This window comes from Ruegeria sp. H6 (assembly GCF_056532975.1).
Genome location: NZ_JBQFOA010000002.1, coordinates 462551 through 489022 on the forward strand (window position 1 = coordinate 462551; position 26472 = coordinate 489022).

The following is a 26472-nucleotide window of genomic DNA, read 5'->3' on the forward strand; positions in this document are numbered from 1 at the left end:
TATGGGAATCGCTTTAAAACTTGTGGTCCAGCGCATTGCGCTGGGCCTTTTGCTGTTGTTGGCTGTATCTGTACTGATCTTCGCCGGCACGCTTATTCTGCCCGGCGACGTGGCCCAGTCGATCCTTGGCCAGTCCGCAACCCCCGAAGCGCTCGCCAACCTGCGCGAAGAGCTTGGGTTAAACGAACCTGCTGTCACCCGCTATTTCGATTGGCTGTTCGCCGCCATGCAGGGTGATCTGGGTACTGCGCTGACCAATGGTCGTGACATTGCCGAGAGTATCGGTCAACGCATGTCAAACACACTGTTTCTGGCCTTCTGGGCTGCCATTATTTCTGTGCCCCTTGCGATCCTGCTGGGCCTGATCGCTGTCCGCTACAAGGACCGCTGGCCTGACAAGCTGATCTCAGCGGTGACACTGGCGTCAATCTCGATCCCTGAATTCCTGATCGGTTACCTGCTGATGTATTTCATCGCCGTGAAACTGGGCTGGTTCCCATCTGTGGCGATGATTGGCGACCATATGAGCCTATTGCAAAAGCTGCAGGCCATTGCTCTGCCCGTCATGGTGCTGACGCTTGTGGTGCTGGCGCATATGATGCGGATGACCCGAGCGGCAATCCTGAACGTCATGCAATCGGCCTATGTGGAAACGGCTGAGCTCAAAGGTCTGACCGGCTTTCAAGTCATCGCCCGCCATGCCTTCCCAAACGCCATCGCCCCGATTGTCAACGTGGTGATGCTGAACCTCGCCTACCTGGTGGTCGGTGTCGTGGTGATCGAGGTGGTTTTCGTCTATCCGGGCATGGGTCAATACCTGGTGGATCACGTTGCGAAACGCGATGTTCCGGTGGTTCAGGCCTGTGGCCTCATATTCGCAGCCGTCTACATCGGCCTTAACATGGTCGCGGACGTCGTTTCGATCCTCGCCAACCCGCGTCTGAGGCATCCGAAATGAAGAACATCCCTATTTCCGCTCTGATCGGGTTGTTCCTGACGGCCCTCTACTTTCTCGTGGCGCTGTTCGCGCCGCTTATTGCGCCCTATGGCATGGCCGAAATTGTCGGCGGTGTGTGGGAACCCTCGAAGATCGAGATCATGCTTGGGATCGCGCCCGAGGGTTTCACCGAGTCGAACTTCTGGCTGGGCACCGACAACATCGGCCGCGATCTGCTAAGCCGGATGATCTATGGCGGGCGTACCACCATTTTCATCGCGACGGCCGCGACGATCCTGTCTTTCGTGACCGGCTCGGTCCTTGGCTTCTTTGCCGCCGTGATGGGCGGCTGGGTCGATCAGGTGCTATCGCGCTTTGTCGATCTGATCATGTCGATCCCGACGCTGATCTTCGCGCTTGTGGTGCTGTCTGTGATGCCTGTGACCGTGCCGATCCTGATCGTCGTGATGGGTTTGCTCGATTCGACCCGCGTCTATCGTCTGGCGCGCGCCGTGGCTGTCGACATCACCGTCATGGACTATGTCGAGGCCGCACGCCTGCGGGGTGAGAAAATCGGCTGGATCATCTTCCGTGAAATCCTGCCCAACGCACTGTCTCCGCTGGTGGCTGAAATGGGCTTGCGGTTCATCTTTGCCGTTCTCTTCGTTTCGACCCTTTCGTTCCTGGGTCTTGGTGTTCAACCGCCCGAGGCTGACTGGGGTGGCATCGTGAAGGAAAACAAGGAAGGCATCGTCTACGGCATTCCCGCCGCCCTGTTGCCTGCCGTGGCCATCGCGACGCTGGCGATCTCGGTCAACCTTGTGGCTGACTGGGTTCTCAACCGTACCACATCGCTGAAAGGAGGCCGGGGATGACTGATACCCTTCTCAAGGTCCGCGACCTCAAGATCGGCGCAACTGTTTATCCGCCGGGTGAGAAACCTCATGACATCGAGATTGTGCACGGGGTCAGCTTTGACCTTGAGCGCGGCAAGGTGCTGGGGCTGATCGGTGAATCCGGTGCCGGGAAATCGACCATCGGTCTGGCCTCGATGGCCTATGGCCGGGGCGGCGTTAAGATCACCGGCGGCGAAGTCTGGGTCAACGGTCGTGATATTCTCAAGACGTCACTTGGCGATATCCGCAAGCTGCGCGGGGGTGAGGTTACGTATGTATCCCAATCCGCCGCAGCGTCTTTCAACCCCGCCAAAAAGATCATGGATCAGGTGGTCGAGGCTGCGGTCGAGCAGAAGAAGTTCAGCCGCAAAGAGGCCGAAGCCCGGGCGCGCGAGCTCTTTGCGAAACTAGGCTTGCCCGATCCGGACAACATCGGTGATCGCTATCCGCACCAGGTCTCGGGCGGTCAGCTGCAACGCTGCATGACGGCCCTAGCGCTGTGTCCCGAACCCGATCTGGTGGTGTTCGATGAACCCACTACGGCGCTGGACGTGACCACGCAGATCGACGTTCTGATGGCCATCAAAGAGGCCATCGCAGACACCGGTGTTGCGGCACTTTATATCACCCACGACCTTGCGGTTGTTGCGCAGGTAAGCGACGACATCATGGTTCTTAAGATGGGCAACACGGTCGAATACGGCACCACGGATCAGATCATCAACAACCCGCAAGAGGAATATACTCAGGCGCTTGTATCGGTCCGCTCGATTGATCACGAAGAAAAACAGCCCACATCCGAACCGGTGCTGCAGGTCGACGGGATCACCGCGCGCTACAAGGGGCTGAATTTCGACGTGCTACACAACGTCAATGTTGAGCTTCATCCGGGGCAAACCCTGGCAGTTGTGGGCGAATCCGGTTCGGGCAAGTCGACGCTCGCGCGGGTGATCACCGGGCTTTTGCCACCACGCGATGGTGAGATCACCTTTGCCGGACGCAAGCTTTCGCCCGATCTGGCCGGGCGCACCCGCGAGGATCTGCGCGAATTGCAGATGATCTACCAGATGGCAGATGTCGCGATGAACCCGCGTCAAACCGTCGGTACCATCATCGGACGCCCGTTGGAGTTCTACTTCAACATGCGCGGATCGGAGAAACGAAAGCGGGTCATCGAGTTGCTGGATGAGATCGAGCTGGGCGAAAAGTTCATCGATCGCTATCCGGCGGAACTGTCTGGTGGTCAGAAACAGCGTGTCTGCATCGCCCGATCTCTGGCAGCTAAACCCAAGATCATCATCTGTGACGAAGTCACCTCGGCGCTCGATCCACTGGTGGCGGATGGCATCCTCAAACTGCTTTTGAACCTGCAAAAGATTGAGGATGTGGCCTACCTGTTCATCACCCACGACCTGGCGACGGTACGCGCCATCAGTGATAGTATCGCCGTAATGTATCAGGGACGCGTGGTGCGCTATGGGCCCAAGTCGCAAGTGCTGAGCCCACCGTTCGACGACTATACCGACCTGCTGCTCAGCTCGGTGCCAGAGATGCATCTGGGCTGGCTGGAAGAGGTTGTCGCGCACCGCAAGATGGAAAGCGCTGGCAACTGATCACGGGCCAAGCCGAAACACTGAAATCCCGGCGCTTGTCACAAACAAGTGTCGGGATTTTGCTATTCGGGGCGAGAATTGGCACGTCGCCCCCAAAAATCAGCGTAACCTGCCGAGAAATACCTCACACGAGAAAGAGCAAACATGGACCGCAAGCTGCTTCTGATCATTCTGGATGGCGTACCCTATCGCAATTTTCGGCGCCTGTTCGGCAACCTCGAAGGTTGGGTCGACAACGGAACAGCCCGTGTATGGAAACATCGCTCGGTGCTGCCATCCACATCGGCAAGCTGCTATGCTTCGATCCACACAGGTGTCACCCCGCAAGAGCATGGTTGCACCGGAAACGGCAATGTCTTTCGCCTGAAACACAAGGACATCTTCAGCCAGGTGCGCGAGGGCGGAGGCATCACGGGTGCCGTCACGCACAGTTTCTGGTCGCAGTTTTTCAATCGTCACCCCTTCGATTACGTTCGGGACGTGGAGTATGACGAACCGGACAGCAAAACGATCAACCATGGCCGGTTTCATTCGATGACCGGGTACGGCAAAGACAACCAGATGACGCCTAGCGATGTGGATCTGTTTGGATCACTCACCAACCTGTGCCTGCGGTTCGGATTGGATTATGGCATCCTGCACACCTGCACATTGGACAGCATGGGCCACAGGTTCTTTCATGACTGCCAGGAAATGGACCATGCCTGTTTTGTCATGGATGAGATGCTGGCCCCTTTCATCCCGCGCTGGCGCGACATGGGCTACGAGGTCATCGTGACGGCCGATCACGGACAAGATGAACGCGGCCACCACGGAGGGCGCAGCCCGTTGCAGCAGGAAACGGCGCTGTATTACTTTGGTGAGGCCGAAGGGCCGGATGCGGATACCGTGATTGATCAGCTACAACTTGCGCCGACAATCCTGACACGCATGGGCGCACCGGTTGCGGAAACCATGAAGGCCCAACCGTTCCTGCGCTAAGCCTCAGTCGTATGGCCAGATGCCCTGCCCCAACGCTTCGATCGCGACCGAGATACGTTCAAAGCTGTCCGCCGCGCGCCCGACGGAATGGCGCGCGCGAAGGTAGCCGTGAACCAGGCCCGGCTCATTGATCCAATGGGCATGCCCTCCTGCGGCGGAAATTTTTCTGCAATAGGCCGGGCCATCATCGCGGAGCGGATCACAATCAGCTGTCACCACAAGGGTCGGCGGCAAATGGGCGAAATCCGTATCCTGCAGCGGCGCAAAACTCGGATCGTTTTGCGGTGCGGCACCGCCACAGCGAATTTTCTCGTAAAACACAATATCATCGCGGGTCAAAAGCGGTGCCTGCGCGTGTTCGATATACGAGCCTTGGGAACTGTCCCCGCCCAGCCCCGGATAGATCAGCACCTGCCCCAGCACATCACTTAGCCGCCCGCGCGCATGATGGGCCACCGCAGCGGCAAGGTTCCCGCCTGCGCTGTCTCCGGCCAGAACGATCGGGGTGTCGAATTCCTGCACGATCCAATTGACCGCCGTCCAACTATCCTGAAACTGCGCCGGATGCACATGGTCCGGGCACAGGCGATAATCCACCGAGACAACCCGATACCCGGTCTGCGCGCAGATTTCGGCGCAGACATCGTCATGGCTGTCGAGCCCGCCGACAACAAAGCCGCCGCCATGGAAATAGACTACGGTTCGCGTTGGATCGCCGATTGAATAGACGCGGACCGGCACGCCGTCAGCCAGCCTGTCCTCGCATTCGATCCCGGCGGGTCTTGGTTGCCGGAACGCTGCGCACATGTCGTCATACACGCGGCGCTGATCTTCAACGGACAGATCCACCGCATCATCGGGATAGCATTCGGCGGTGCGTCTTATGAACGCCCATGTTTCTTCGTCAATCAGGCGTTCATAATCCATTGTCTCTCCGGCTTTAGTCAGACCATTCCCACGGCCGGGTGAACGATCCCAGCACTTTGGCAACATCGTCATCCGAAGAACCGTTCGCGTCAAGCTGCGCGACAAGGCCGCGCTTTTTATCATCGATGACCACGGCGACACGTGCTGCCACGCCCGCCTCTTCCAGCGCGCCGTTGTAAATGCGCGTGATTGCCTGTTTGCGCAGTTCGGGTTTGAACACTTTACCGACTGCAGTTTTAGGCAGTTCGTCGAGAATGGTCATGTGCTTGGGCTGTGCTGCGCGTTCGTGGACATGCACTTTGCAGAAATCCAGCAACTCCTGCTCGGTCGCACTGGCCCCGTCGACCAGTTCGACAAAGGCGCAGGGTACCTCGCCGGAATGTGCATCCGGCTGGCCGATCGCCCCGGCAAAGGCCACGGCGTCATGACCCAGCAGGGCCTCTTCAATTTCAGCCGGGTCGATATTGTGCCCGCCGCGAATGATCAGGTCTTTGGCGCGCCCCGTGATCCAGAGATAGCCATCCTCGTCAAACCGGCCCAGATCACCCGTCCGCAGGTATTTGTCGAAGTGGTAGAGGTTCGCGTTCTTGTCCGCCTCGGTATAGGTATTGCCTGCATAGACACCCGGGTTCGAGATACAGATCTCACCGATCTGATCCGCGCCGCATTCTGTCGGTCCATCCGGGCCGTCCAACAGGATTTTGACATCCGTGTAAGGGAACGGGATACCGATTGAGCCGATCTTTTTCTCACCATCCACCGGGTTGCACGAGACCAGACAGGTTGCTTCGGTCAGGCCATAGCCCTCGACGATCGTCACGCCGGTGGCATCCTCAAAGCGGCGGAACAGCTCGACCGGCAAAGGAGCGGACCCAGAAAAAGCGGTTTTGACCGAGGAGATATCGGCATCCACCGGTCGCTGCATCTTGGCGGAAATCGCGGTGGGTACGGTGATGATGAACGATACTTTCCAGCGTTCGATCAATTTCCAGAAATTGTCAAAGACGCCATCGCCGCGGTAGCCTGCGGGCGTTGGGAACACCACATGCGCGCCAGATGACACCGCCGCCATCACAATCACATGCACCGCAAACACATGGAACATCGGCAATGGGCACATGATGACGTCGTTTTCATCAAACAGCAGCGTCTTGCCCAGCCAACCGTTATAGATCAGGCCCGAATATTTGTGCTGCGCCACCTTGGGCATTCCGGTGGTGCCGCCGGTGTGGAAATAACAGGCAACCCGGTCCTCAGCGCTGTCTTCAAAGCTCAGCGTCGTCGGCTGTTTCGCAAGCTCTGCATTGAAGTTCTTGTAGTTTGCGTGGGCAAGCTTTTCCTTGTCGCCCATCTTGGGGCGCAGAAATGGCACCAGCCAGGATTTCGGAGGCGTCAGGTAGCGGTTCAGATCGATCTCAAGGATCGTGCCCACGCCCGGCGCATGGCGCACCGCCTCTTCGACCTTTTGGGCCACATCTGCCTTGGGGAAGGATTTCAGCGTGACTACCACCTTTGCTCCTGTTTCGCGCAGAATCGCCGCGATTTGCTCTGGCTCCAGCAGCGGGTTGATCGGGTTGACGACCCCGGCCACCGCGCCCCCCATCATAGTGATCAGCGTCTCGTTCGAGTTCGGCAGCACATAGGCCACCACGTCCTTTTCCCCGATACCCAGCGAACGGAACAGGTTGGCCGCCTGATTGACCTTGCCCAAAAGCTCGGACCAGGTCAGCGTTTCGGCTTTATCGGTCGGACCGGACAGCAACTGGAAACTGATCGCCTTGTGGTTGGGGAATTTCTCTGCCGTGCGTGATAGCAATTGATGGAAAGTTACCGGAAGATCCCGATCCTCCCACGGCATCTCCTGCTCTATCCGCGTCTTGTCTTCCAATCCCACAAACGCCATGTGGCTCCTCCCGCTTGTCTCTCCCGTTTCGCGCACGGGCTATGGGTTGCTTCCAAGATGGGAGCAAAAACCAGTGCACGCAAGCAAGGCCTTAGCTTTCGGTCAGGCAAAACAGTAGAATGACGCAGCGGCGGAACCTCGGGTTCCCGAGCGTCACCTTATTCGGCGGCGACGCCATCGGTAAATTGAAGCCGCGCCAGACGGGCATATAGACCACCCTGCGCCACCAGATCGTCATGGGTGCCCTGCGCAACGACACGACCGGCCTCAAGCACAACGATCCTGTCGGCCTTTTTCACAGTGGCCAGTCGATGGGCCACGATCAGCGTCGTACGCCCGGCCCGCATCTGGTCTACTGCGCCCTGAACCGCCCGTTCGCTTTCGGCATCCAGGGCCGATGTCGCCTCGTCCAGCAGCAACACCGGGGCATCCCTTAGAATGGCGCGCGCGATGGCGATACGTTGTTTCTGCCCGCCAGACAGCATCACGCCGCGTTCCCCAACAAAACTGTCATAGCCTTCGGGTAAGGCCGCGATAAAGTCATGCGCGGCAGCGGCGCGCGCGGCGGCCTCGACCTCGGCATCCGACGCATCCAGTCGACCAAAGCGAATATTCTCGCGCGCCGATGCAGCAAAGATCACCGGGTCCTGGGGAACCAGCGCCATGTGTTTGCGAAACTCTGCCCGGTCCAGATCGCGCAAGTCCATGCCATCCAGTGTGACGCGCCCGGCTTCGGGATCATAGAACCGCTGGATCAATTGAATGACGGTCGTCTTGCCCGCGCCTGAGGGGCCGACAAAGGCCACCGTCTCTCCGGGTTGAACCGTCAGCGTCAGATCGTCCAGCGCAACCACCTCGGGGCGCGAGGGATAGCGGAACGTAACATTGTCAAAACCAATCTCGCCGCGAATGGGTTCGGGCAGAACCTGTGTCTTCGCCTGATCGGATACCGTGTCTTGCGCGTTCAGCAATTCCACCAGCCGCTCGGTCGCCCCCGCGGCGCGTTGCAGTTCGCTCCAGATTTCAGACAGGGCCGCAACCGAGCCTGCCATAATGACCGAGTAGATCACGAACTGGATCAACACGCCTTCGGTCATCACCCCGTCGCGCACATCATTCGCACCCATCCACAGAACGCCAACAATTCCGGAAAACACCAGAAAAATCACGATGACGGTCAAGATCGCGCGCGTCTGAATACGCCGCAGCGACACCACGTATGAGGTTTCCGTCATTTCGCCAAACTGTGCGCGGCTGGCCTGTTCATGGGTAAAGGCCTGCACCGTCTGCACCGCGCCCAAGGCCTCACCCGCGTTGCCGGACGAGGCTGCAATCCAATCCTGATTTTCCCGGCTGATCACACGCAAACGACGGCCCAGCACCAAGATGGGCACAATGACCAGCGGAATTAGCAACAGCACCAACCCCGTCAGCTTAGCCGAGGTAAGCAGCATCAGAACAAGGCCACCGAAAAACATCAGCATATTGCGCAGAGCGATGGAGACGGATGATCCGATGACCGATTGGATCAGCGTCGTGTCGGTTGTGATACGGCTGAGGACCTCACCGGTCATGATGCGTTCGTAGAATTCGGGGCTCATGCCGATCACGCGGTCGAACACCGCCTTGCGGATATCGGCAACCACTCGTTCGCCCAGGCGTGTGACCAGCGTGTAGCGGACCCCGGTCCCGATGGCCAGGATCGCCGCAATGCCCAGCGCGGCCAGAAAGTACCAATCCAGCAGCTCACCATCTTCGATGCGAAAGCTGTCCACCACCCGGCGCACCGCCATCGGCAAAGTCAATGTCATGCCAGCGGTCAGAACCAAAGCGCACAGTGCGCCAAACATCATCAGCTTGTAGGGCCGCATGAACGGCCACAACGAAGCCAGCACCCCCAGCTTTTTGGACCCGGCCCGTTCTTCTTCGGCGCCCGGGGCAGGTTTGCTATCTGATCTGGCGGTCTCGGGTCTTGCCATTCTTGGCCCTGTTCTTGATCGGACGAAAGTGATCGCTTCTTGGCGATAGCCGCGCGCGGGGTCAAGCGTGCGTCACCGTTAGCTCACCCAACAGGTCCATTTGACGCAAGAGCTATTGGCTCAGGTGGGCCTTGAAAATCTGCAAGGTATGCGACCTGGATTTCGAACATTTCAACGACCTGAAAACGCGAATTTCACCGTGAAATCATATACATCAACAGGTTCAACCGGTTGTTAAAAGCACATACATGTTGCGGAGGTTTTCAGGCTGGAGCGGGCGGCGGGAATCGAACCCGCTTCATCAGCTTGGAAGGCTGAGGTAATAGCCAGTATACGACGCCCGCTCAGCCCGGCTGGGTGTATTTCATCACTTTTTGGCCGTCAATAGCCGATTTGGCAATTCCAGTGGGGAAAGTGCCAGGGGGCTTGCTCAGATTTCCTCGCCCGGCAAGGCGAGCGGGCCGTTTTCCCCCATCAGGTGGCGTTCGGACAACCAAGGGTTCAGCTCCAATGCCTTGGTCAAGGCGTCACGCGCTTCGTCGATGCGTTCCAGCCCCAGCAGCGTAAGGGCAAGCCCGCTGATGGCAGCGACGTGGTTGGGGGAGAGCTCGATGGCTTTGTCCAAATCCGGCAAAGCCGCCTGATAATCACGCTGCAAATAGTATGCAAAGGCGCGCTGGTTGTATCCTTCGGCATAGGCCGGGCAATAGGTGATCAACTGGTCAAAATCCTTGATCGCGCCGACAAAATCCTGCGCCTGCAATCGGGCTAGGCCGCGATCCAGAACCACTTGTGCACTATTGTCCGGGGCATCCATCCAATACGTCCACAGCTGGCTCGACAATGCGCGGGCGGCGCGCTCATCTTTTGCCGCCTGTATCTGTTCAATCAACTGGCTGACACCAGCAGAATGGTCCGGTGACGCCGGGCATTCCTCGGCCTGAGCGGCAAGGGTGCTTGCTGCAATGGCGACTATGGTCAGGGCAATCCGTTTCATGGGCCAATGGTGGCGCAGTGAATGGTTTCGTCAACAAAAACCCGTCACAGCACGCGGTATTGTGAGGGCTGCGCCGCGCCCGGCGCTTCAAGCAGCCTAACGCCAGATGTTCGGTACAAACGAAATCAACACTGCAACGCCATTGAAGCGGTAGTGAATTTTTTGTCCCGCTGTGCGGCAACAGCATGTCTTGACGCTGGGCTGGGAAAAGCCCAGCGTCGCGCCATGTTTCCAATTCGTGACCATAACCCATCGGGCCGCACGCCTTACGTCGTTTATGGGCTGATGGCTGCCAATATCCTGATCTTTCTCAGCTATGTAGGGTTCATTGGAGATGCGCGGCTTATCAGCGGGCTGTATCAGAATTACGCAATCATTCCCGCGCATGTTTCAGATGGCATTGCGCTGGAAACGCTGGTCACATCCATGTTTTTGCACGGTGGATGGATGCATTTGGCTGGAAACATGCTGTTTCTCTGGATTTTCGGCGACAATCTGGAAGATGAGATGGGGCATCTGCCGTTTTTGCTGTTCTATCTCATCGCTGGCATCGGCGCCGGACTGGTCCACGTTGCCACCGGCCCGGATTCAATCGTCCCGACGATTGGCGCCTCTGGTGCAATTGCTGCGGTGATGGGAGGATACCTGTTGCTGTTTCCCAAGGCCCGCGTCGATATCCTTTTGATCCTGATCGTCTATTTCAGGATCTTCTCGATCCCTGCATTTGTCATGCTGGGCGTTTGGCTGGCGATGCAGGCGTTTGGAACCCTGACCAGCGACCCGGATCAGGGCGGTATCGCCTATTGGGCCCATACCGGAGGATTCGTAGCAGGCCTGATCCTGTGTATCCCGCTTTGGCTGAAACGCGGGGGCCCCGCCTTTTGGGATCGAACCCACGGCCACCCGCCCCATCCCGAAAGCGAATACAAGCTGTCGCGGTCACGCATTCCGCGCGTGCCGCGCCGGTAAGGGGGTTAGCCCCGGATTACCTTGGCAAAACTGTCAAAGATCGGTTCATTGGCACAGATGACCTCGCCATCTTCCAGAACGCTGCCTTCAGGGTTCAGCGGCTGCACAAAGCCACCGGCCTCTTTCACGATGATGATGCCCGCGGCCAGGTCCCAGGCGTTCAGACGGCGTTCCCAATATCCTTCGTAGCGACCAGCAGCGACATAAGCCATATCCAGCGCGGCAGAGCCCCAGCGGCGCACACCGGCGCATGCGGGCATCAGACGGGCCAAATCCTGCAACGTTGCCGGCAGATCAGAACGACCTCCAAACGGCAAACCGGTGGCAAAGATCGATTCGATCATGCGATGGCGGCCCGACACGCGGATACGGGTGTCGTTCATCCAGGCGCCCTCGCCTTTTTCGGCAAAATACATCTCGTCCTTGGCGGCATCATAGATGACGCCCGAGACGATCTTTCCCTTATGCTCCAGAGCGATGGAAATGGCCCAATGCGGCAAGCCGTGCAAAAAGTTGGTTGTTCCGTCCAGCGGGTCGACGATCCAGCGACGGGTCGGATCTTCGCCATCAATCGCGCCGCCCTCTTCGGCCAGCCAACCATAGGCCGGGCGGGCGCCCAGCAGTTCCTCTTTCAGGATGGCTTCGGCTGCGATATCGGCCTTGGACACGAAATCGCCCGCGCCTTTCATCGACACCTGCAGGTTCTCGACTTCACGAAAATCCTTGACCAGAGACCGCCCCGCCTTGCGCGCGGCTTTGATCATGATGTTGAGATTTGCACTGCCAACCATTGTGAAAAGGCTCCTGTCCGGTCAAACCGCGCGTATACTGGGGCAATGCGCCCTTGCCAAGGGGGGTGTTGCGCATAGCGGACCCGCAATATTTGCCTATTGGGATTGCAGCTTGCGCGCCTCCGTCCGGGCAAGCCCGACCAATTCCTGAACATACGGTTTTTCCAGGTCCTCGGACCGCACCGCAGCATAGAGCCTGCGGGTGATCCCCTCTTTGGTCAGTGGTCGCGTCACATAGTCCGAGCTGTATTTGACCTCGCGCACAACCCAATCCGGCAGCACGGAAATCCCGCGGTTGGAAGCAACCAACAGCAAGATGACAGCCGTCAATTCCACTTGCCGTACCGCCGCCGGCTCCACGCGATTGGGGATCAGCAACTGGCTGAAGACATCCAGCCGCGTGCGTTCAACCGGATAGGTGATCAGCGTCTGGCCCCTAAAATCCTCGGCTTCGATGAAATCTTTTTCTGCCAAAGGATGAGAGGACGCCGCGACAAAAACCGCATTATAATCAAAAAGCTCGACAAATTCGATGCCCGGCAGATCTTCGGGGTCGGAGGAAACGACCAGATCAACCTCTTCTTTCTGCAGGGCGGGCAAGGCGTCAAAGGCCAGGCCGGGGCGGATATCGACATCGACATCTCCCCATGACTTCCGAAACGCCTCAAGCACTGGGAACAACCATTCAAAACAGGCGTGGCATTCGATCGCGATATGCATCCGACCCGTGCGACCGTCGCGCAGGGACGAGAACTCCTGCTGTGTTGCTTCGACCTGCGGTAAAATCTGTTCGGCCAGCCGCAACAGGCGCAAGCCTGCCGCCGACAGCTTCATCGGTTTGGAGCGGCGCTGGAACAGCTCGACCCCGGCCTGATCCTCGAGCCCCTTGATCTGATGGCTGAGCGCCGATTGGGTGATGTTCAACTGATCCGCGGCGCGCGCCAGCCCCCCGCATTCATGAATCGCCTTGATTGTCCGAAGGTGACGGAATTCGATATGCATCTTTCGCAAGGCTCATGTTGTTCTTGAATAATATGAGTTTGTCTCACAATCGTTCAGGTGGCACAAGGCCCATGTTGCCAACCAGTGAGACCAAGATGACCAAGCCCGAGATTTCCTTTGAGTTCTTTCCGCCCCAAACGCTTGAGGCCTCATTCCGGCTTTGGGATACGGTCCAGACACTCGCGCCGCTTGAGCCGCGTTTTGTGTCGGTCACCTATGGCGCGGGCGGCACAACCCGAGAGTTGACCCGGGATGCGGTCGCGACACTGCACAATTCTTCGGGGCTGTCGGTGGCGGCACATTTGACCTGCGTGGATGCCACGCGGCAGGAAACCCTTGAGATTGCTGACAGCTTTGCCCGTGCAGGCGTTGAAAACATCGTTGCCCTTCGCGGGGATCCGCCAAAGGGTCAGGACCGGTTTGTTCCGCACCCGGACGGGTTTGCCAATTCGGTGGAGTTGATCGAAGCGTTGGCCGAGACCGAGATGTTCAGCATCCGGGTGGGGGCTTATCCCGATATTCACCCCGAAGCACGGAATACACAGGCGGATATCGACTGGCTCAAGGCCAAACTGGACGCCGGCGCAGAAGAAGCGCTGACACAGTTTTTCTTTGAGGCCGAAACCTTTTTCCGCTTTCGGGATGCCTGTGAAAAGGCTGGCATCGACAAGCCGATTGTCCCCGGCATCCTGCCCATCGAAAACTGGAAAGGTGCCCGGAAGTTTGCCCAGCGCTGCGGCACCGTGGTACCAGCCTGGCTGGATCAGGCGTTTGAAAAGGCTATCCGCGATGACCGCGAGGACCTGTTGGCAACGGCCCAGTGCACAGAGCTTTGTTCGGACCTTATCGAAGGCGGTGTGGACAAATTGCACTTTTACACGCTCAACCGTCCGGAACTGACGCGCGATGTTTGCTTTGCCCTGGGAATCACACCGCGCGCAGCGCTTCAGAACGTGGCATGACGGCTCCATAGGGGTTCTTGCGCGCAATTGATCTGAACGCCCGATGCGGTTGCGTTGTCCAAACGGACACAATGCAATTCAAAGCGATCTTACTGTTACCATTCACTTGGGTAATACCCGGTAAAATTTGACAAAAAAGTGGCGAAAGGCACACTGGGGTCAGTGTAGTTTTTAACGAGTTTTCCGATTATGGAGCCCACAGCCAAGACACAGGCTCGGACCGACGCATTGCATGCACTTGGTCTTACCCTAGACGCCAGCGCCGCCGAGATTCGCGCCGCTTGGCGTGATATCGCCTTCCATGCACATCCCGATCACACCGATGGTGACTATTCGGGGTTTTCAAAGGCCAAAACAGCTTATGATTTTTTGCGCAAGGAAGGGTTTACCACCCAGGACCCGGATGCCCCGGCTATGCCGCGGCGCCCGCGCCTGAAACGGCGGTTGATCGACCTTGCCGATGACGAGATCGAAGCCTGCAGAAATCTGCTGAACCCGGATCGCGCGCTGGCGCATATGTCCGACGATGACGATGTGTCGTGCTCAGGATCGGGCATCGCGCCATCTGATCATGTACCGGACGCCATCGGCTGCTTTGGGCGTGACCTGACGTTTTTCGTCGCCACGTCCGTCTGTACCGGTTCAAACCGGGTGGCGTTGCCGACCTCGATTTTGGCTGCGCGGCGCAATGCGGAAACCGAGATTCTGTCGTTTCAGTCAAAGAATGCCGGTGGGGGCGAGGTTGTCATTCCAGACACGATCCGCGAGCGAAAGTTCCCCGGTGCAAGAAGCGTGAAAATCCGCTTTGAAGCCGACCAGGACACACGCGACGCGTTTGGGCTGACAAACTAAGAAAAAACCCGGCCGTTTCAGGCCGGGTTTTGATTTCTGACGGTGGATTAGTTGGTCACCGGACCTTCCGAAGTGAATTTTGGAATGACGCTGGTCGAAGCAGCGGCTGCTTCGATACCTGGCCAGTTGCCTTCAGCCAGATTGATATTGCCCGGAATGTCTTCTTCGAAGAAGCCAACCACAACATCGGTGATGTTCAGGTAAAGCTTGTCATCGACAATGCGCCACAGGTTCGGGTTGGCCGGCACTTTGCCGCCTTTCGAAACGCCATACGCGCAGTGACCATCATACTGAGGGGCATAATAGGCCGGGTTTTCCAGGAATTTGTCGCGATTCTCTTCGGTCGAGAACGCCCAGGTAGCGCCATTATATTCGGCGGTGATATCCGAACGCCCGCGCACGGCTTCGGGCTGAGATTGACCAACGGCCGCCTGATCCAAGCCGCGATAGGCGACGACATCATAGCCCGATACGGCAAAGCCGGTTCCATCAACATACTGATCACCCGCGAAGGCAGGGGCAGAAAAGGCCATCACAGCGGCAAGACTTAATGCGAAGCGTTTCATGTGTTCAATCCTCATGTGCTTTCGAATTTCGTGGCGCCCGTCTTTCGGGTCGTCCCAGACAATAAGAGTTTTTACCCTGCAGCGAAGTCCCCCTCGCGATGGTGTGACCGGTGACGAGAGAATGTGAGGCAATCCCGGCCGAATGTTACAAATCAACTGACAAGACAGGGGTTGGACTTTGACAAATGCAATATTAGCTGTGGTCTCAGCGGCCGCTGGGCCCGGCATCGTTTGGAAAGGCACAAGATGAGCGATCAATCAACATACACTCCCCCAAAAATCTGGACCTGGGACAGCGAAAGTGGCGGACGCTTTGCCAATATCAACCGACCCATCGCAGGCGCGACCCATGATAAGGATTTGCCGATCGGCAAGCACCCGTTCCAGCTTTATTCGCTGGCGACACCCAACGGGGTCAAAGTGACCGTCATGCTGGAAGAGCTTCTGGCCCTTGGCCATGAAGAAGCCGAATATAACGCCTGGCTGATCAACATCGGCGAAGGCGACCAGTTCAGCTCGGGCTTTGTCGAGGCCAACCCGAACTCGAAAATCCCAGCCCTGTGGGACCGGTCCGGGGACACCCCGATCCGGGTTTTCGAAAGCGCGTCGATCCTGTTTCATCTGGCCGAAAAGTTCGGGGCCTTCCTGCCCAAGGATGGCATCGCACGGACCGAGGTCATGAATTGGGTTTTCTGGCAGATGGGTAGCGCGCCTTATCTGGGCGGCGGCTTTGGTCATTTCTACGCTTACGCGCCTGAGAAATGGCAATACCCGATCGACCGCTTTGCAATGGAAGCCAAGCGCCAGTTGGATGTTCTGGATCGACAATTGGCCGAGAACACCTATATCGCCGGCGAAGACTATTCGATTGCCGACATGGCCATATGGCCGTGGTACGGCCAATTGGTTCTGGGTCGGCTGTATGACGCGGCTGAATTCCTGGACGTTGCATCCTACAAGAACGTCATGCGTTGGGCGAAAGCCGTTGACGAGCGTCCGGCGGTTCAGCGGGGCCGCATGGTCAACCGCGCCTTTGGTGAGCCGCATACCCAATTGCACGAGCGTCACGACGCGAGCGATTTTGAACACCGCACCCAGGACAAACTGGAAACGGCAGACTGATTATTTCAGAATTGGGGGCCGCGTCGGATCGCTTCCGGGCGCGGCACTTTGCAAACTGGGCTCTTGCAATTGCGGCAGGTCGAAACGCAGCCCGGTTTTTGCCAAAAGCGCCGTGGCCGGGTCGCTTGGTTCAAAGAATCCAACATCCAACGCGCCGGCTTCGATCCCTGAAAACGTCAATGCTTCGGACACCGCGCGTGCCAACGCGGGTTTCGCCCCTTCGACCGCGCCAACAAAGCCCAACAGATGACCCTGACCGCCTTCGGGTGAGGTTGTTCCAACCAGATAGGCCGCAGCAGCCAGCCCCGCCGCAGTTGACAGTTTGGTATCCAGAGCACTCAGCAACACATCCGGCAAACCGCCCGGTGCATTGAATTCGGCCAAGTGCTGCTGCACCTCTTCGGGTCCATGTTGCAAGGTGCTGGACAGCCATGACAGGGCTTCGGCGGGGATCAGCATGGCGGATGGCGCAGTATCAAGGTTCAGGCCCAGCCCAATCCCCTGCCCGGACAACATGTTGGACAGAACGCGACCAGAAAGGGCGATGTAGGGCACGGGGCGTCCGGCAAACTGCGCAAGCCGGTCTTCCCGGTCAAACGCCAGCACAAAGCGCCCGTCTGCCACATCGAACAATTCAGGCGAGATGTTTTCGCCCTGCGCCTCTTCGGTCAGCATCAAAAACAGCTCGCTGTCGGCCAGACGTTCAAAGAAACGCAATCTGGCCGCGCCATCCTCGGGTACTGCCTGCATGGCGCTATGGGCCTCATCCAAAGCCGTGATCTCAGTCATTCAGTACCTCTTTGACCCGAGCCCGCAGGACGGGCAGCAACTCGTCCTCAAACCACGGGTTTTTCTTCAGCCAAGCCGTATTGCGCCAGGACGGGTGAGGCAAGGCAAAGACACGCGGCGCATGATCTTTCCACGCCCGAACCGTCTCGGTCACGTTTGTCCGGGATTTCAGATGGTATTTATGCGCATGCCCGCCGACCAATACCGTCAAAGGAACATCGCCCAAGTCTGCCATCACCTTATCATGCCAGGTTTGTCCGCAAATCGTAGGCGGCGGCAGATCGGCGTTGCGGTCATTGTAGCCCGGAAAACAGAACGCCATGGGCACGATGGAAACAGTCGACCGATCGTAAAACGCCGCCTCATCCAACTGCAACCAATCCCTCAGGCGATCTCCGGACGGGTCGGTAAAGGGGCGACCGGATTCGTGCACCCGTGCGCCCGGAGCCTGGCCCGCGATCAAAATCCGGGCGCCAGGTCGAAACCAGACCACCGGACGCGGGCTGTGGGCCGTCGCGGTCTGCGCAAAGCGATCTGCACAAAGGCGGCAAGCCCGGATTTCTTCGACCAAACTGTTCATCTGTTCCCAAGATAATATTTACGAATTTGATGAAACTTAGGCACTCGGGACGCCGCACCCAAGTGCCTTGTGATGGAGCGAGAGATCACAGATCGGTTCAAATCTTTGGATGCGCATTGATCATTTGTTTCATAATTCGACATAATGTGGCCAACAAGGATCGGTAGAACACATGTCTTCAAGCCGACACAACAAGACGGAAAAACAGGCCCCGCATGCTGGAATTTGAGAATGTCAGCAAGTCTTTCTGGACCGGAACCCGCCGCAAGGTGATTCTGGACAGGGTCTCGTTTCGCGTGGAATTGGGCACGTCGCTGGGTGTATTGGCGCCGAACGGCACCGGCAAAACGACATTGATCAACATGATGGCGGGACTGGAAAAACCGGATGAGGGCGTGATCCGGCGCGATTGCCGGGTGTCTTTTCCCATGGGGTTCACAGGCGGGGTCGCCAAACGTCTGTCGGCGCTTGAGAACGCCCGGTATATCGCGAAAATCTATGGAATGGATCCGGACTATGTCGAGGCATATTGCAGTTGGCTGTGCAATCTGGGTGAGTATTTCAACCAGCCGCTGGGCACCTATTCCACCGGTATGCGGGCGCGGTTCACCTTTGCGTTGATGCTTGCGTTGGATTTCGACATGTATCTGATTGATGAGGGGATGCCCTCGTCCACGGATGTTGATTTCAACCAAAAAGCCGGGGATATCCTGAAAGAAAGGCTGCGCACCACGACGCTGGTGATCGTGTCCCATAGCCCCGCAGTGCTTGAAAAATTTGCGCGCCAGGCGGCGGTCCTTCTGGATGGCCAACTCTACATGTTCGACTCCTTGGAAGAGGCAAAGCAGTTATATGACTACCAAACCCAAGGTTAGAAAATACAATTCCGACCAGACGCCCCAGGGCGAAGGTACGGCCAAGGCCCGGTCCGAGGCTATTTCGCGCATTCGCAAGGGCACTCAGGCCAGTAAATCGGGCGAAGATGTGCAGCCTGGTACCGAGTTGGATGCCATCAAGCGTGAAGGCCTGACAGGCCGGCAATTGCGCATGGCCCGAAGGTTGGCCCAAAAGAACGGTTTGGCCGCTACATCGGATTACGACGCCGTCCGTCTGTTGCGCAAAAAAGGGATCGATCCGTTTCAGCGAACCAACTTGTTGGATCTGGCCGCAAATGATCAACCGGATGCAGAAGCCTCGGATGTAAAGGTACAGCTGCCGCAACCTGCCGTGCAGAAACCGCGCAACCTGCCCGGCCCCGAGCTGAGCCCGGCCGAGCGGCGCGAGTTCGAGATTGGTCAGATACAAAAAGACATCGCGCGCAGGCGTCGTCGCAAACTGTTTGCCCTGTTTGCGCGACTTGCCTTTTTCGTGTTTCTGCCAACAGCGCTTGTAGGCTATTATTTCTACCAGGTCGCGACGCCCATGTATGCCAGCGATTCCGCATTTTCGATCGATTCCGCTGATGCAGGTGGCGGCCTTCTGCAGGGAACGCAATTCGCGACGGCGGAAGATTCGGTAAAGACGCAAGAATACCTTGAATCCAAAGACGTTCTGGTGCGCCTCAATAAAGACATCGCATTTGCCGAGATATTCCAACAGCCCTGGATTGACCCGATCCAGCGCCTGTCACCTGACGCGACCCTGGAAGAGACTTACAAACTGTACAAAAAGATGGTGACGATCGGCTTTGATCCGACCGAGGGGATTTTGCGTATGGAGGTTGCCGCCCCCGATCCCAATCTGGCGGTCAACCTGTCGAACCTTCTGATTTCTTATGCTGAGGAACGCATCAACGCCTCGACCGAGAAGAAACGGGAAAGCCAGATGCGTGACGCAATCGAGATATTCGAAAACGCAGAACAAGCACGAAGAGAAGCGCAGGAAGACTTGATCGAACTGCAGCTTCAAGGGGCTATTCTGGACCCGCAAAGCGTGATTGCCGGTTTGCGCTCGCGCATAGAGCAGATCGAAACGCAATTGCTGGACAAGGAACTGCAATTAGCCGCGCTTTTGGACAACACACGACCGAACAAAGCCCGGGTTGATGGCGTTCAGGCCGACATCTCGCGCATCCAACAACAGCTGGACGAGCTGAATGCCGAAATGCTGGATGCTTCTGCGGGCGAAAACTCGCTGGCCCGTTTGAGCTTGCGCATTCAGATGGCACAGGCGGACCTGACCGCGCGGGATATGATGCTGCAAAACTCAATGCAGCAAATGGAAACCGCCCGATTTGAGGCGAATAAGCAGGTGCGATATCTCACCGTCGCTGTGAACCCTGTCGCAAGTGAAGAAGCCAGCTATCCGCGCAAGTTCGAAAATACGATTTTGGCTTTCCTGTTGTTTGCTGGTATCTACCTGATGATCTCGCTTACCGCGTCGGTCCTTCGTGAACAGGTATCCTCGTAAGTAACATGAAACATGTAAAAATCGCCGACCTGACCGTCGGCAACGACCTTCCGCTGACACTGATCGCTGGTCCCTGTCAGCTTGAATCGGCCGATCACGCCCAGATGATTGCCGGAGTTTTGAAAGAAGCCTGCGACAAGGCGGGCGCCCAGTACGTCTTCAAGGGCTCGTTCGACAAGGCCAACCGGACGTCTGTAAACGCCAAACCCGCCTTGGGCCTGGATAAAGGGTTGCAGGTTCTGCAATCGGTGAAGGACAGCATCGGCGTTCCGGTGCTGACCGATATCCATGAGGCAGAGCAATGCGCCCCCGTCGCCGAGGTTTGTGATATCCTGCAAATCCCCGCCTTTTTGTGCCGCCAGACCGCCCTGTTGCTGGCTGCCGGGCGCACAGGCGCGGCGATCAATGTCAAAAAGGGGCAGTTCCTGGCCCCCTGGGATATGCCCAATGTGGTGGCCAAAATCGAAAGCACGGGCAATGACCGTATCCTTTTGACTGAACGCGGTGCGTCTTTTGGGTATAACCGCCTTGTTGTCGACATGCAGTCGCTGCCCGAAATGGCACGCACCGGATATCCGGTGGTGATGGATGCAACCCATGCTGTGGCACAGCCCGGCGGTCTGGGCGGGTCGTCAGGCGGTCAGCGAGAGTTTGCCCCGGTTCTGGCCCGCGCCGCGGTTGCCACCGGGGTTGGTGCGGTCTTTACCGAAACCCATCAGGACCCCGACAATGCGCCCTGTGATGGGCCGAACATGATCTATTTGGATCAGATGCCCCGGCTGATCGATACCCTGATGCAGTTTGACACTCTGGCCAAAGCCAACCCTGTTCAGATTTAACGATCGAGATTCTTATGCCCAAGCCGACACCCGAGGTGGCCCAGAACACCTGGCGTTTTCTGCGCGACCCGATGATCAAGCCAACCGGCTTTCGCGAATATGACGCGCGCTGGAAATACCCGGATGAGATCAACCTGCCCGGCATGACGGCTTTGGGCCTGGGATTGGGCACTCAGATGCATCGTCGGGGCATTGAACCGGTTATTGCTGTTGCAAACGACTATCGCGATTATTCACTGGCGGTGAAGAACGCGCTGATCCTTGGGTTGATGCAAGCCGGCATTCAGGTCAGAGATATTGGCCCAGCGCTGAGCCCGATGGCCTATTTCGCCCAGTTTCACCTAGACGTCCCGGCGGTTGCGATGGTTACAGCCAGCCACAACCCGAATGGATGGACCGGCGTGAAGATGGGGTTTGATCGCCCGCTAACGCATGGTCCCGATGAAATGGCCGAGCTGCGCGATATCGTTCTGAACGGCGAAGGCGTGGCACGCGCCGGTGGGGCATATGAGTTCGTGGATGGCGTGAAAGAGGCCTATCTCGACGATCTGGTTGGCGACTTTAAAATGTCTCGCCCGCTCAAGGTCGTGTGCGCCACGGGCAATGGGACTGCCTCGGCCTTTGCGCCTGAATTGTTCGCGCGGATGGGCGTCGAGGTTGTGCCCAGCCACAACAGGCTGGACTACACCTTTCCCAACTACAATCCGAACCCCGAAGCCATGGAGATGTTGCACGACATGGCAGCCGCCGTGAAATCCAGCGGCGCGGATATGGCGCTGGGGTTCGATGGTGATGGCGACAGGTGCGGCGTTGTGGATGACGAGGGCGAAGAGATTTTCGCCGATAAGGTCGGTGTCATCATGGCGCGTGATCTGGCAAAGATCTATCCCGGCGCCACCTTTGTGGCAGATGTGAAATCCACCGGCTTGTTCGCCAGCGACCCAGAGCTCAAGGCCCATGGGATCAAGGCGGACTATTGGAAAACCGGCCACAGTCATATGAAACGCCGCGTGAAACAAATCGGCGCGCTGGCGGGGTTCGAGAAATCCGGACACTACTTTCTGGCCGATCCCATTGGCCGGGGATACGACTGCGGCATGCGCGTGGCCGTCGAGCTTTGCAAACTGATGGACCGGAACCCCGATCAAAGCATGTCGGACCTGCGCAAGGCACTGCCCAAAACCTGGGCCACGCCAACGATGTCCCCCTATGCCGCCGATACCGAAAAATACGACATACTCGACCGGTTGGTGACCAAACTGGTCGCCAAGGCCGATGTCGGCGAGACGCTGGCTGGACGGGCGATCAAAGAAGTCGTGACCGTCAATGGGGCACGTGTGATCCTGGACAACGGCAGCTGGGGCCTCGTGCGCGCGTCGTCCAACACGCCCAATCTGGTCGTTGTCTGCGAAAGCAGCGAAAGCGAGGATGAGATGCGCGCGATTTTCGCGGAAATCGACGCCGTTATCCGCACAGAGCCCGGAGTAGGCGACTACGACCAGACGATCTGAGGGCTGGCAGTCGCCCTCAGTTCCCGCCCAACAGTTTGCGCAGGCTCTTGTTTACTTCGGTCTCAAGTTTCTTGCGCACCGCATCTTCGACCTGATCGCTGTCGGTAATCGTGGTGTCCAGTTCCTTGCCGACCTTCTCCAGCACTTTCTGTTTGGCGTCATCTTCCAGCTCTTTGACTTTTCCTTCCGCCGCAGCTTCCAGAACCTTGGTGAGGTCAGGCTTGATCGACGGGTTGCTCCACGGTCCTTTGATGCGCACGGGAACTGAAATCCCTTCGCCCGAGTTTGCCCGCAACGCAACCGGCGTGAACAGATAGTCGATATCTTGTTTGCCAAGACCAATGCGCCCTTTTCCGTCCGCCCGGAAATTGTCCAGCTTCATCAGCAGGTCATCGTTCTGAAGATCGCCGTTCTTCATGGTGAAGCTAGCCGTCAGGCTGTTGAAGACTGTGGTGCCACCTGACCCTTCGCCCCGTCCCATCAGCCGGTCCAGATCGATGCCCGCAATCACCCCGCTGCCGACATTGATATTGCCCTTGCCGCTGAGCGAGTTCATGATCTGATCTTCGGTCTGCCCAACGCCCAGAAACTCCAGCGAACCGGACCCTTCGCCCGACAGGCGGTCGATACCGCCCAAGGTTTCAAGCGCCTGTTTCAACTCGATCCCTTTGGCCTTCAGATCTCCCCCAACCGACAGACCGTTTCGGTTGTTGGCCACCACCTGTCCGTTCAGTTGACCGGAAAACAGCGTTGCCGGGTTCATCTGCAAAACTGCCCTGGATCGGTCCAGAGACAGCGTCAGATCGCTTTTGCCAAAAGACATCCCCGGTACGTCAATCTTGTTGGCCTGCAACCGGATCGACCCGTTTGCAAGCGCCAGCGCCGAGGCATCAATCGGGTCGGTGGACCAGCCGTCGCTGCTGGACGAAGTTGACGCGCCACCCGAACCCGAGGCCTCTGAGTCCGCGAATTTGGACAGGTCCAATTCGTCCGCTTTCAACCGCGCCGTGATGTTCGGCGGGTCAGAGATTGTGATGTCCGCCTCACCCGTGATCGTGTTGTCATCCAGCTTGGCGGTCATGTTCCGCATCGAAACGCGCCCGTCGCTGGTATAGGTCATCTGCCCATCGATCCGGGCCACGCGCCCCAACCCTTTCGGCACGGTAACGCCGTCCTGCCCAAAGGCCGTCAGCATTTTATGGGTGTTTTTAGCCGTGACCGCGACTTTGCCGTCCATTTCACCGGCCAGATTGACACGACCGTCAAATGACACATCTCCGCCCGGCGCCAGCAACTCAAGTTGCAAGGGCGTCACTACACCCGACGAAAACGCGGGCAGATCGGGGATGGTCATATCTACCTGAACCGTACCGCCGGGCACGGGCATCTGGGCTTCCATCTGCATGGGCGCAGAGACGCTGGGCCAGCTTGCAAAAAGGTCCACATTGGCAAAATCCATGCTGGTTTCGCCGTTTTCGATATAGATCAGCCGCGCCTGCGACAGCTCAAGACGATCAAGTGTCACCGGCGCCCCTTCGACCGTCTCTGCGGTGCTGGTCGTCGAAGTGGTCGCGCTGTCGGGATGGTGCAATTCCCAGTTCCCACGACCATCAGACAGCTCAAGCCGCAATACCGGATTCTGCGCAACAACCCGTCTGATGCGAAGCTCACCTCCCAGCAGGGCCGAGGCATCGACGCCGACAGCAAGGCTCTGCGCGCTCAGCATCGGGTCAGGCCCGGCCCATGGCGCATTACCAAAGGTCACGGGCCCAGTCTCCATCCCCAGAACGGGCCAGAATGAGATACGGACATCACCCGACAGTTCAAGATCACGGCCGGTTTGCGCCTTGACCTGCTCAGCCAGAATCGCGGCCAGCTTGTCGCCCGGCATCAAAAGCAACGCGCCGATCACCAGTCCGAAAACCGCGACAAGAATGAAAACCAGTCTGAAAAGCCATTTCATGTTCAGCCACCCGCCTTTTCGGCATTTCTGCTCTTTTGCCCAAGTCAGCCCTGTGCGCGTGACATTTGCAAGGGGAAGCTTTCCCCACTATATGCCGCGCCATGAGTAGCAATCCGCCAAATCTCCGCCCCGACCTGGCCCCAGCGGCCCAGATCACCGATACCCCGCGCCGGGGCCAGCCAACGCTTGGTATGGTGTCTTTGGGCTGCCCCAAAGCTCTTGTCGACAGCGAGCGGATCCTGACGCGTCTTCGGGCCGAAGGGTATGGGATCTCACCTGACTATGCCGGTGCGGATGCCGTGATCGTGAACACTTGCGGATTTCTGGACAGCGCCAAGGCCGAATCCCTCGACGCCATCGGCGAAGCCCTGACCGAGAACGGCAAGGTCATCGTCACGGGCTGTCTAGGGGCCGAGCCGGATTACATTCGCGAACATCACCCGCGCATTCTGGCCGTCACCGGCCCGCATCAATATGAACAGGTGCTGGATGCGGTGCACGCGGCAGTGCCCCCCGATCCAAATCCGTTTGTTGATCTGCTGCCTGCATCGGGCGTCAAGCTGACCCCGCGCCACTACAGCTATCTCAAGATTTCCGAGGGCTGTAACCACAAGTGCAAGTTCTGCATCATCCCCGACATGCGTGGCAAACTGGCCAGCCGCCCGGCTCATGCGGTCCTGCGCGAGGCCGAGAAACTGGTCGACAGCGGCGTGCGCGAGTTGCTGGTTATTTCACAAGATACCTCTGCCTATGGGCTGGATCGCAAATACGACGTGAACCCGTGGAAAGACCGTGAAGTGCGCAGCCACATCACCGATCTTGCGCGCGAGTTGGGACAGTTCGATGCCTGGGTCCGGTTGCACTACGTCTACCCCTACCCGCATGTGCGCGAGTTGATCCCACTGATGGCAGATGCCGGGTGCAATGTGTTGCCTTATCTGGATATCCCGTTTCAGCACGCGCACCCGGACGTTCTGAAACGCATGGCGCGCCCGGCTGCGGCGGCAAAAACTCTGGACGAAATCGCAGCGTGGCGCGAGATCTGTCCGGATATCACCCTGCGCTCGACCTTTATTGTCGGCTATCCCGGCGAGACCGAGGCCGAATTCCAGACCCTGCTGGACTGGATGGATGAGGCGCAGTTGGATCGGGTTGGCTGTTTTCAGTACGAGAATGTGGATGGGGCCAGATCAAACGACTTGCCCGATCATGTGGCGCCCGAGGTAAAACAGGAGCGTTGGGAACGGTTCATGGAAAAGGCCCAGGCCATTTCCGAAGCCAAGCTTGCCGCGAAGGTCGGGCAACGGATTCAGGTCATCGTCGATGACGTAGATGATGAGGCCGCAACCTGCCGCACCAAGTCAGATGCCCCAGAGATTGATGGCAACCTGTTCATCGACGAAGGGTTTGAATCGTTGACACCCGGCGACATTGTAACAATCGAGGTGGACGAGGCTGACGAATACGACCTGTGGGGTCGCCTGATCGCCTAGAACATCCCCAGCAGCGCAACGCCCCACGCAACGCCTGCGGCAACCGCCGTCAAGGCGACGGCAGCGCTGGCGGCGTCCTTGGCCTGCCCGGCCAGAACATTGTGCTCGGTCGAGGTGTGATCCACCGCCCGCTCGATTGCGGTGTTGAACAACTCGGCCACCAGAACCAGCACCCCCAGAACCAGGATCAGGGCGCGCAACCCGTCGCCCACGGGCAAACAAACCACCAGAATAGCCGAGATGACATTGGCCCAGATCCAGACCCGAAACGAGTATTCTTCTTTGTAGGTTGCAACAATTCCTTGCCAGCTCCAGCGGGTGCGGTCGCGCAAACGGACAAAGAAGTTTTTCATTCTGCAGCTCCTGGTCTGAGGCAGAACGGGTTTATGCC

24 protein-coding genes and 1 tRNA gene are annotated in these 26472 nt (G+C 58.0%); 13 read left to right on the forward strand and 12 right to left on the reverse strand.

All coding sequences use genetic code 11. The features are described from left to right. The first annotated feature begins 1 nt into the window (after position 1). From ACR0AG_RS06985 to ACR0AG_RS07000, 4 genes are all read left to right on the forward strand, one after another. Entirely contained in the window at positions 2-958 is a 957-nt protein-coding gene (locus ACR0AG_RS06985) for an ABC transporter permease (RefSeq protein WP_480837551.1), read from the forward strand. After that, entirely contained in the window at positions 955-1812 is an 858-nt protein-coding gene (locus tag ACR0AG_RS06990; RefSeq protein WP_480837552.1) for an ABC transporter permease, read from the forward strand. Before ACR0AG_RS06985 ends, ACR0AG_RS06990 begins: the two co-directional genes overlap by 4 nt. After that, positions 1809-3446, forward strand: a complete 1638-nt coding sequence (locus tag ACR0AG_RS06995; RefSeq protein ID WP_480837553.1) for an ABC transporter ATP-binding protein — start codon at positions 1809-1811, stop codon at positions 3444-3446. The genes ACR0AG_RS06990 and ACR0AG_RS06995 overlap by 4 nt, the downstream gene beginning before the upstream one ends. Positions 3447-3590: 144 nt before the next feature. Continuing rightward, complete coding sequence (locus ACR0AG_RS07000) at positions 3591-4427, forward strand: alkaline phosphatase family protein (protein ID WP_480837554.1); 837 nt, start codon at positions 3591-3593, stop codon at positions 4425-4427. A 3-nt stretch (positions 4428-4430) separates the two neighbouring features. Here the strand turns inward: ACR0AG_RS07000 and ACR0AG_RS07005 are convergent, their stop codons facing one another. The 5 genes from ACR0AG_RS07005 to ACR0AG_RS07025 form a co-directional block, all read right to left on the reverse strand. Then, positions 4431-5354: an alpha/beta hydrolase gene (locus ACR0AG_RS07005; protein ID WP_480837555.1), complete on the reverse strand. Its 924-nt coding sequence runs from the start codon at positions 5352-5354 to the stop codon at positions 4431-4433. Between the two features lie 13 nt (positions 5355-5367). Then, complete coding sequence (locus ACR0AG_RS07010) at positions 5368-7257, reverse strand: acyl-CoA synthetase (RefSeq protein WP_480837556.1); 1890 nt, start codon at positions 7255-7257, stop codon at positions 5368-5370. Positions 7258-7415: 158 nt separating this feature from the next. Next, the gene (locus ACR0AG_RS07015; RefSeq protein ID WP_480837557.1) at positions 7416-9236 is read right to left on the reverse strand and encodes an ABC transporter transmembrane domain-containing protein; all 1821 of its coding nucleotides are present in this window, start codon (positions 9234-9236) and stop codon (positions 7416-7418) included. Positions 9237-9505: 269 nt separating this feature from the next. Continuing rightward, positions 9506-9580 (reverse strand) — tRNA-Gly (locus ACR0AG_RS07020). Positions 9581-9666: 86 nt separating this feature from the next. Further along, entirely contained in the window at positions 9667-10233 is a 567-nt protein-coding gene (locus tag ACR0AG_RS07025) for a tetratricopeptide repeat protein (RefSeq protein WP_480837558.1), read from the reverse strand. A gap of 225 nt (positions 10234-10458) precedes the next feature. Here ACR0AG_RS07025 and ACR0AG_RS07030 point away from each other — a divergent pair, with 225 nt between their 5' ends. Then, positions 10459-11202 (forward strand): rhomboid family intramembrane serine protease, encoded by a 744-nt coding sequence (locus ACR0AG_RS07030; protein ID WP_480837559.1) that lies wholly within the window; start codon positions 10459-10461, stop codon positions 11200-11202. A gap of 5 nt (positions 11203-11207) precedes the next feature. Here ACR0AG_RS07030 and ACR0AG_RS07035 read toward each other — a convergent pair whose 3' ends face one another. After that, entirely contained in the window at positions 11208-11993 is a 786-nt protein-coding gene (locus ACR0AG_RS07035) for an inositol monophosphatase family protein (protein ID WP_480837560.1), read from the reverse strand. Between the two features lie 96 nt (positions 11994-12089). Beyond that, positions 12090-12995, reverse strand: coding sequence for a LysR family transcriptional regulator (locus tag ACR0AG_RS07040; protein ID WP_480837561.1), 906 nt, complete (start codon positions 12993-12995; stop codon positions 12090-12092). Positions 12996-13090: 95 nt separating this feature from the next. Between ACR0AG_RS07040 and metF the strand changes: the two genes are divergently transcribed. After that, positions 13091-13957, forward strand: a complete 867-nt coding sequence (gene metF / locus ACR0AG_RS07045) for a methylenetetrahydrofolate reductase [NAD(P)H] (protein WP_480837562.1) — start codon at positions 13091-13093, stop codon at positions 13955-13957. Positions 13958-14146: 189 nt separating this feature from the next. Further along, entirely contained in the window at positions 14147-14809 is a 663-nt protein-coding gene (locus ACR0AG_RS07050; RefSeq protein WP_480837563.1) for a J domain-containing protein, read from the forward strand. A gap of 47 nt (positions 14810-14856) precedes the next feature. Here ACR0AG_RS07050 and ACR0AG_RS07055 read toward each other — a convergent pair whose 3' ends face one another. Continuing rightward, complete coding sequence (locus ACR0AG_RS07055; protein ID WP_480837564.1) at positions 14857-15375, reverse strand: YHS domain-containing (seleno)protein; 519 nt, start codon at positions 15373-15375, stop codon at positions 14857-14859. 246 nt (positions 15376-15621) lie between these two features. Here ACR0AG_RS07055 and yghU point away from each other — a divergent pair, with 246 nt between their 5' ends. Next, a complete protein-coding gene (gene yghU / locus ACR0AG_RS07060; RefSeq protein ID WP_480837565.1) occupies positions 15622-16497 on the forward strand; it encodes a glutathione-dependent disulfide-bond oxidoreductase in 876 nt (291 codons plus the stop codon). Here the strand turns inward: yghU and ACR0AG_RS07065 are convergent, their stop codons facing one another. Both ACR0AG_RS07065 and ACR0AG_RS07070 read right to left on the reverse strand, forming a co-directional pair. Then, positions 16498-17286, reverse strand: a complete 789-nt coding sequence (locus tag ACR0AG_RS07065) for an SseB family protein (RefSeq protein WP_480837566.1) — start codon at positions 17284-17286, stop codon at positions 16498-16500. Next, complete coding sequence (locus tag ACR0AG_RS07070; protein WP_480837567.1) at positions 17279-17866, reverse strand: uracil-DNA glycosylase family protein; 588 nt, start codon at positions 17864-17866, stop codon at positions 17279-17281. The genes ACR0AG_RS07065 and ACR0AG_RS07070 overlap by 8 nt, the downstream gene beginning before the upstream one ends. Before the next feature lie 215 nt (positions 17867-18081). Between ACR0AG_RS07070 and ACR0AG_RS07075 the strand changes: the two genes are divergently transcribed. From ACR0AG_RS07075 to ACR0AG_RS07090, 4 genes are read left to right on the forward strand one after another with little or no spacing between them, the layout of a single operon-like run. After that, positions 18082-18741: an ABC transporter ATP-binding protein gene (locus ACR0AG_RS07075; protein ID WP_480837568.1), complete on the forward strand. Its 660-nt coding sequence runs from the start codon at positions 18082-18084 to the stop codon at positions 18739-18741. Further along, positions 18719-20275 (forward strand): KpsE/RkpR family capsule polysaccharide export protein, encoded by a 1557-nt coding sequence (locus ACR0AG_RS07080; protein WP_480837569.1) that lies wholly within the window; start codon positions 18719-18721, stop codon positions 20273-20275. The genes ACR0AG_RS07075 and ACR0AG_RS07080 overlap by 23 nt, the downstream gene beginning before the upstream one ends. A 5-nt stretch (positions 20276-20280) precedes the next feature. Beyond that, on the forward strand, positions 20281-21114 hold the full coding sequence (gene kdsA, locus ACR0AG_RS07085; protein WP_480837570.1) for a 3-deoxy-8-phosphooctulonate synthase: 834 nt from the start codon (positions 20281-20283) through the stop codon (positions 21112-21114). 14 nt (positions 21115-21128) lie between these two features. Further along, on the forward strand, positions 21129-22625 hold the full coding sequence (locus ACR0AG_RS07090) for a phosphomannomutase/phosphoglucomutase (protein WP_480837571.1): 1497 nt from the start codon (positions 21129-21131) through the stop codon (positions 22623-22625). Between the two features lie 16 nt (positions 22626-22641). Here the strand turns inward: ACR0AG_RS07090 and ACR0AG_RS07095 are convergent, their stop codons facing one another. Next, complete coding sequence (locus ACR0AG_RS07095; RefSeq protein WP_480837572.1) at positions 22642-24588, reverse strand: AsmA family protein; 1947 nt, start codon at positions 24586-24588, stop codon at positions 22642-22644. Between the two features lie 101 nt (positions 24589-24689). Between ACR0AG_RS07095 and rimO the strand changes: the two genes are divergently transcribed. Continuing rightward, positions 24690-26081 (forward strand): 30S ribosomal protein S12 methylthiotransferase RimO, encoded by a 1392-nt coding sequence (gene rimO / locus ACR0AG_RS07100; RefSeq protein ID WP_480837573.1) that lies wholly within the window; start codon positions 24690-24692, stop codon positions 26079-26081. Here the strand turns inward: rimO and ACR0AG_RS07105 are convergent. Beyond that, the gene (locus tag ACR0AG_RS07105) at positions 26078-26434 is read right to left on the reverse strand and encodes a diacylglycerol kinase (protein WP_480837574.1); all 357 of its coding nucleotides are present in this window, start codon (positions 26432-26434) and stop codon (positions 26078-26080) included. The two genes, rimO and ACR0AG_RS07105, sit on opposite strands and share 4 nt — an antisense overlap. Positions 26435-26472: the final 38 nt, after the last annotated feature.